The sequence below is a fragment of the Carboxydocella sporoproducens DSM 16521 genome, assembly GCF_900167165.1.
GTDB lineage: Bacteria > Bacillota.
Map to the genome: position 1 here is coordinate 1 of NZ_FUXM01000059.1, position 7,676 is coordinate 7,676.

Below are 7,676 nucleotides of genomic sequence, written 5' to 3' on the forward strand. Positions count from 1 at the left end.
GCAAAGTTGACCACTCTACAGCTGGAGCGTTAGAGGTAATCGAGCATTATGGTGTTCTTGGCAAGATATTAGCTTATGGAATTGCAGGACATCATTGTGGACTTCCTGATTGGGGAAGCTATGTGGATGAATCTTCTTTGGAAGGAAGGTTAAATAAAAAAGATTTGCCAGATTATAGTGCATATAAAAAAGAAATTGAGTTGCCAAAACCTGAAGAAATATCTTTTCAAATGAAACTAGCACCTGTTGGACAAGGATTTAGTGTACAATTTCTTATCAGATTTCTGTATTCAGCCCTTGTAGATGCGGATTTTCTGGATACAGAACAGGCATTAAACAATGAAAAATCTTCTTTGCGAGAAAATAAAGTCTCATTAGAAGATATGATTTCTACTTTGGATACCTTCTTGAAAAAAAAGTGTGCTAACGTTCCTGATACACGGATAAATAGGACTAGAGCGGAGATTTTGGCAACTTGTAGGGAAAAGGCAGTTTTGAATCCAGGTTTTTTTACTCTTACGGTACCGACAGGGGGAGGAAAAACTCTTTCCTCAATGGCTTTTGCCCTTAAACATGCGGTTACTCACGGAATGAAAAGGATTATATATGTTATACCTTATACAAGTATCATTGAGCAGAATGCAGCTATTTTCAGGGAAATATTTGGTGAAGAAAAAGTTCTAGAACATCATAGTAATTTTACTTATTCTAGCAAAGAGTCAATGGAAGATGAAACAGAGTATGATTTTAGATTAGCTGAAAAAATGAGATTAGCTGCAGAAAATTGGGATATGCCTATTGTAGTAACAACCAATGTCCAGTTTTTTGAATCATTATTTGCTGCAAAAAGCTCTCGCTGTCGCAAATTGCATAATATTGCCAATAGTGTAGTGATAATAGATGAGGCGCAAATGATACCTACTGGTTTTTTGTATCCATGTATATATGCGCTAGTAGAATTGGTTACTAATTATAATACATCTGTAGTGTTATGCACTGCTACTCAGCCAGCAATAAATAAATTATTGCCTCCTGAGATAAAGCCGCTGGAGATTATGGATAAACCTGAAGAATTATATAAAGCTTTTAAAAGGGTTCAAGTTAAAGATATAGGGGAGATAACTGACGACGAACTGGCGAGAGAACTATTGAGACATGAACAAGTTTTATGCATAGTGAACTCAAAAAAACATGCCAGGATTCTCTATGAAAAAATTAGTGGAAACTGGGCGTACCACTTGAGTACTCGCATGTGTCCAGCTCACCGTTCAAAAATTCTTAAAACCATAAAAGAACGTTTGAGAAGTGGTGAGATATGTAGGGTAGTTTCCACCCAATTGATTGAGGCGGGTGTGGATGTAGATTTTCCTGTGGTTTACAGAAGTTACACTGGAATAGATTCAATTGCCCAGTCAGCAGGCAGGTGCAATAGGGAAGGACTGCTGTCAGAGGGTAAGGTATTTGTTTTCAAACCTGAAAAACACGGGCTGCCTGCTGGCTGGCTTAGTAGAACGGCTTCAATTGGGGAAAGTATATTGAGACGGAATGAAGATCCCCTTGACCTGAAAAGTGTTAGTGACTATTTTGCCATACTCTATGATATTGAGGGGGAGAAGCTGGACAAGGAAAAAATAATGGCTGAAATAAAAGAACAAGAGAGGATGCTGAATTTTTCTTTCCGCAGAATTGCTGAGAAATTTAATTTAATTGATGAAAACACAGTCGGGATAATTATCCCGTGGGATGATGAATGTAAAAAAATAATAGAGAAGGCACGCTGGAGCAGGTTGTCTGGTAAATATTTTAGGCAATTACAGAAATATACCGTAGATGTCTACCAGTCAGAACTCGAGGAGATGCAGCGATTAGGGTTGATTGAAAACGTTGGAGGTATGCTGTTTATCTTGCGTGAGGAAGTTTGCGAAACAAGCTATAGTATGGAAACAGGTCTCTTGCCATGTACAGAAAGCATGTTTACTCGAGATATATTTATTATTTAACATGAAAGAGGGATGATTATGGGATATGGTATAAGGTTACTGGTATGGGGGGATTATGCGTGTTTCACCAGACCGGAAATGAAAGTCGAGAGAGTCAGTTATGATGTTATAACTCCATCTGCTGCAAGAGGTATTTTAGAAGCGATTCACTGGAAGCCGGCAATACGTTGGATAGTGGACAAAATCCATGTATTAAATGAAATACGTTTTGATAATTTACGCCGCAATGAGGTAGGGAGCAAAATACCGGCGGGGAACGTGAAAAAAGCCATGAAAGGGGAGGTTATTGAACTGTGTCAGTATGCTGCGAATGACAGACAACAGCGGGCCACACTTTTACTTAGAGATGTAGCTTATATCATTGAAGCCCATTTTGAGATGACTGATAAAGCCGGATCCGAGGACACACCAGAAAAACATTATAATATTGTCTTACGACGTGCTAGATTAGGGCAATGCTATCATCAGCCTTATTTGGGTTGCAGAGAATTCCCGGCCAAATTTCGGCTGATCGAAGACGATGAGCCACTTCCCCATTCTCTGCACAAGGGTGAAAAAGATCTTGGGTGGATGCTTCTTGATATTGATTACACCGATAATATGACTCCCAGGTTTTTTAGAGCGGTTATGAAGGAAGGCATAATCGAAGTGCCAAGGCTAGAAGAGGGGGAATAGTATGTGATTATAAATTCGCTGTATCAGTATTATGAAAGACTGCTTGAAGACCCTGATTCCGGTGTAAGTCGGCCTGGTTTCAATAAGGTGAAAGTTTCTTTTGCACTGATAATCTCTAATACAGGTGAGTTGCTTGATATCGTCGATTTACGCGAAATCAAGGGGAAAAAACTTGTTTTACGTGAACTGGATGTACCCGAGCAAATAAAACGTGCTTCAGGAATATCGGCCAATTTTATGTGTGATAACTGCATGTACGTGCTTGGAATAAAACGAAAAAAAAATGATAAAAAAGAAAGAATTAGAGATGCATTTGAAGCATTTACTGCCCTTCATGAAAAAATTCTTGGAGAAGTCGATGATGAAGGTGCAATTGCTATTTTAAGGTTTTTACGACAATGGGACATAGACAATGCTGATAAACATCCCAAAATAGTTGAGGTAATCGATGATATTTCAGAGGGGGGGAATTTAGTATTCCGATTGGAAGGGGCTCAGGGCTACATTCATGAAAGAAAAGCGATAATTGAAGCTTGGCATAGTTATCGTTCAAGACAATCATCAGAGGTAATTAGCCAATGTCTAGTTACCGGTAAAAAATCATCTATTGCCAGGTTACACCCCAATATCAAAGGTGTAACAGGGGCCCAATCAAGTGGGGCTTCCTTAGTTTCTTTTAATCTTGATGCTTTTACATCTTACGGTAAAAGCCAGAGTTATAATGCTCCCGTAAGTGAAAATGTAGCATTTGGCTATACGACGGCACTTAACTATTTGTTAACCAATGAAAAACATAGAGTACGCATTGGGGATACAACGACAGTTTTTTGGGCTGAACGTTCAGGTGGTTTGGAAGAAGATCTGCTGGGAGCTTTGTTTTTTCCTGCAAATAATACAAAAAAGAAAGAGGGGGATGACCAAAATATAATAACAATAGATCCAAAAACAGTAAAATTACTGCATGATATTTTTTCAAGAATTCGTGCTGGAGAACCGGTAAATATAGGGTTAGATGGAATTGACCCACAAGTTAATTTTTATATTTTAGGACTTGCGCCTAATGCAAGCAGGCTTTCTGTTAGGTTCTGGCATGTTGACCAGTATGGGAAATTTATAGAAAAAATCGCTCAACATTACATTGACCTAGCGATTGTAAAAAGCTTTGAAAATGAGCCGGATTATATTTCTATTGATATGATATTAAAAGAAACTGCGCCTTTGGGTGACTATAAAAAGATTCCGCCCCTTTTAGGCGGTGCGTTAATACGTTCAATACTAACGGGTATACCCTATCCCCAGACTTTATACCATTTAATTATTTCAAGGATCAGAGCAGATCAAAAAGTCAATTATACACGGGCGGCTATAATTAAAGCTTGTCTGGTTAGAAATCAACGTTATTATAAACGAGGAAATGAGGTGAAGATTTCTATGGCTTTAGAGGAGCAAAACACGAATGTTGCTTACAGATTGGGAAGATTGTTCGCTCTTTTAGAAAAGGTACAGGAGGATGCTAATCCAGATTTAAATTCTACAATAAAAGACAGATATTTTGGTGCGGCTTCTGCTACTCCAGGTTCTATCTTTCCAATTCTACTCAGATTGGCCCAACATCATATAGCAAAAGCTAAGTATGGAAGATTAATGGACGAACGCATTGAAGAGGTAATAAATAGCATAACAAATTTCCCGGCCTATTTAAACTTAGAAGAACAGGGATTATTTGTTCTTGGTTACTATCACCAGCGCAAAGCGCTGTTTACAAAAAATGAAAAGAAAGAGGGATAAAGTATGGCTGATTTTGTACAAAACAGATATGAGTTTGTTCTTTTGTTTGATGTGGAAAACGGTAATCCTAATGGTGATCCTGATGCTGGCAATATGCCTCGAATTGATGCTGAAACAGGACTTGGTTTGGTGACGGATGTATGTTTAAAGCGTAAAATCAGAAATTATGTAGATATTGTTAAGAATGGGATTGAAGGTTATGACATTTATGTAAGAGAGGGAGCGGTATTGAATGCTCAACATAGAAAAGCTTATGAATTTTATGGAATAGAACCTGAATCCAAAAAACTTCCCAAGGAAGTAGAGGAAGCTAGAAAAATCACGAAATTTATGTGCCATCATTTTTTCGATATTCGAGCTTTTGGGGCTGTTATGACAACTGAAGTAAACTGTGGACAGGTTCGTGGACCTGTTCAGCTTAATTTCGCCAGAAGTATAGATCCAATTGTCCAACAAGAAGTAACCATTACTAGAATGGCCGTAACTTCAGAAAAAGATGCAGAGAAAAAAGAACGGGAAATGGGTCGTAAACATATTGTTCCTTATGCACTTTACAGGGTAGAAGGTTATATATCTGCTCACCTTGCTGAGAAGACCGGTTTTACTGAAGATGATTTGGAGATTTTATGGGATGCACTTATTAATATGTTCGACCACGACCGTTCTGCGGCAAGAGGGAAGATGGCTTCTCGCAAACTGATTATTTTTAAACATGAAACAGCTTTGGGAAATGCTCCTGCTCACAAACTGTTTGATCTTGTGAAGATATCTAGGAAAGATCCAGGTCGCCCGGCCCGCTCATTTGAAGATTACGAGGTTATAATTGACTACTCGGCGTTGCCTGCCGGAGTTAACCTGATAGAAAAATAAATGAAAACTAAGTTTTATGACGATGAGGACCTGCTGCCTTTATCCGGTATTCAGCATTTTGCCTATTGCGAAAGGCAGTGGGCCCTCATTCACATTGAAAAGCAATGGGCGGAAAACGTGAGGACCGTTGAGGGTAAACAATTGCATGAAAGAGTAGATGATCCATACTTTAATGAGACAAGAACCAATATTAAAATAGTGCGTTCAGTTCCCTTGGTATCTAGGTTCTTAGGTCTTTATGGAGTAGCTGATGTTATTGAATATCAACAAACCAGTTACCCGAGTTTTAGAATAGTTGAATATAAGAGGGGTAAGCCTAAACAAGATGATAGAGATGAGGTACAGTTATGTGCTCAAGCTATTTGTTTGGAGGAAATGATGGGATACAATTGGATTATGGTTACTTATTTTATGGTGAAACTAGACACAGACACAGAGTTGTTTTTAATGAAAAACTCAGAGAAAGAGTAATTTATTTGGCAGAGAGAATGCATATGATTTTTGAACAAGGAATAACACCCATTGCAATAAAAAACATAAAATGCAAAAATTGTTCACTTGTAGAACTTTGTGTGCCGGAACTTGGTAGGAAGAGAAATACTGTTTTAAATTATTTAACAGAACTAATTAGGGAGATGGAAGACGAAATAACAGGAGATTAGTATCATGAGAAAAATGCTGAATGTTTTATATGTAACCACACCGGAAGCTTTTTTAGCCAAAGAAGGTGAAAATCTTATTGTTAAAGTCCAAGAAAAAGTAATATTTCGTGCACCTATTCATTATTTAGAAGGAATAGTGACTTTTGGTTATATGGGGGCAAGTCCGGCACTATTAGGCATGTGTGCAGAAAAAGGAGTATCTGTAACATTTTTGAATGAACACGGAAAATTCTTAGCATCAGTTGCTGGACCTGTAAAAGGCAATGTGTTACTAAGAAGAAAACAATATAGAATGGCCGATTCCGTTAAAGACAGTAGCAAGATTGCCTCAAGGTTTATTATGGGCAAAATTGCTAACAGCAAAACAGTTTTAAGACGATTTATTAGTGACCATGGGAATAAACATGGAGTCGAAAATATTGAAAATATCTGCAGGGAAATGGCTAGGAGCATTATTAATTTAAATAAAGTTACTTCATTAGAGGAAATAAGGGGCATTGAAGGTAACATAGCAAAACACTATTTCTCATCTTTTAATCAAATGATTTTGCATCAAAAAGAACATTTTTTTATGAATGAACGCAATCGCAGGCCTCCCTTGGATAACCTAAATTCTCTATTATCTTTTCTATATACATTATTAGTGAATGAAACCAGGTCTGCTTTAGAGACTGTTGGGCTAGATCCTTATGTTGGTTTTTTGCATCGTGATAGGCCAGGAAGACCAGGACTTGCATTAGACCTTATGGAAGAATTAAGAGCATATTTAGCAGATAGATTAGCATTAAGTTTAATTAACCGAAAACAGATTACAGAAATGGACTTTACCAGGAAGGAATCGGGTGCAGTGATTATTAAGGAAAAGGGCAGAAAAACAATATTAGAAGCATGGCAAAAAAGGAAGAGGGAGGAAATAACTCATCCATTTTTGAATGAAAAAATACCAATTGGTTTGTTGCCATATGCTCAAGCATTGCTATTATCCAGGTATTTGAGAGGTGACTTAGATGATTATCCACCTTTCATCTGGAAATAAAAGGGGCTGATTTTATGATGGTGCTAATAACATATGACGTTAATACAACAACGGAGGCAGGAAGAAAAAGGCTCAGGCGTGTTGCAAAACAATGTACAGATTATGGACAAAGAGTACAAAACTCTGTATTTGAGTGTTTAGTTGACCCAGCACAGTTTGCTCAACTTAGACATAAACTTGAAAAAATAATAGATGTTGAACAGGATAGTTTAAGATACTATTTTTTGGGCAAGAACTGGAGGAATAGAGTCGAGCATGTTGGTGTGAAACATGGTTTTGATCCTGAAGATAGTCTAATTTTATAGCGGTAAAAGTGCGGACCACATGTGAACGTGTTTTTCCTGAGGTTTCGCACCTTAAAGGAAATGTTAGATTTATGAAAAGTACTTTGTATTTTAAGGAATTAAATTATAGCAAATCAATAGGTTCGCGAAAAGTGTAAGTATAATACTTGTAATACCTTATTTTGTAATATGTACAGTCGCACCCCGCAGGGGTGCGTGGATTGAAACACCCGGCAGCTGTTCTAACTAATATCCTGGAGGCGTCGCACCCCGCAGGGGTGCGTGGATTGAAACCCGTTTTCACTTTTATTATATTCGGTAATAACCGTCGCACCCCGCAGGGGTGCGTGGATTGAAACAC

6 protein-coding genes and 1 pseudogene are annotated in these 7,676 nt (G+C 37.9%); all 7 read left to right on the forward strand.

Annotation, left to right across the window (positions count from 1 at the left end; all coding sequences use genetic code 11):
* On the forward strand, positions 1-2,000 hold a 2,000-nt coding region (cas3, locus tag B5D20_RS13025), incomplete at its 5' end, for a CRISPR-associated helicase Cas3' (protein WP_143311879.1).
* 18 nt (positions 2,001-2,018) lie between these two features.
* Positions 2,019-2,675, forward strand: a complete 657-nt coding sequence (cas5c, locus tag B5D20_RS13030) for a type I-C CRISPR-associated protein Cas5c (RefSeq protein WP_078666643.1) — start codon at positions 2,019-2,021, stop codon at positions 2,673-2,675.
* A 3-nt stretch (positions 2,676-2,678) separates the two neighbouring features.
* On the forward strand, positions 2,679-4,463 hold the full coding sequence (gene cas8c / locus B5D20_RS13035) for a type I-C CRISPR-associated protein Cas8c/Csd1 (RefSeq protein ID WP_078666644.1): 1,785 nt from the start codon (positions 2,679-2,681) through the stop codon (positions 4,461-4,463).
* 3 nt (positions 4,464-4,466) lie between these two features.
* Positions 4,467-5,333 carry a type I-C CRISPR-associated protein Cas7/Csd2 gene (cas7c, locus tag B5D20_RS13040; RefSeq protein WP_078666645.1) on the forward strand — a complete coding sequence of 289 codons (867 nt, stop codon included), beginning with the start codon at positions 4,467-4,469 and terminating at the stop codon, positions 5,331-5,333.
* Positions 5,334-5,995: pseudogene (gene cas4 / locus B5D20_RS13045) on the forward strand (CRISPR-associated protein Cas4).
* Between the two features lie 4 nt (positions 5,996-5,999).
* Complete coding sequence (gene cas1c, locus B5D20_RS13050) at positions 6,000-7,031, forward strand: type I-C CRISPR-associated endonuclease Cas1c (RefSeq protein ID WP_078666646.1); 1,032 nt, start codon at positions 6,000-6,002, stop codon at positions 7,029-7,031.
* Between the two features lie 14 nt (positions 7,032-7,045).
* Positions 7,046-7,336 (forward strand): CRISPR-associated endonuclease Cas2, encoded by a 291-nt coding sequence (gene cas2 / locus B5D20_RS13055; RefSeq protein WP_078666647.1) that lies wholly within the window; start codon positions 7,046-7,048, stop codon positions 7,334-7,336.
* The last annotated feature ends 340 nt before the right edge of the window (positions 7,337-7,676 follow it).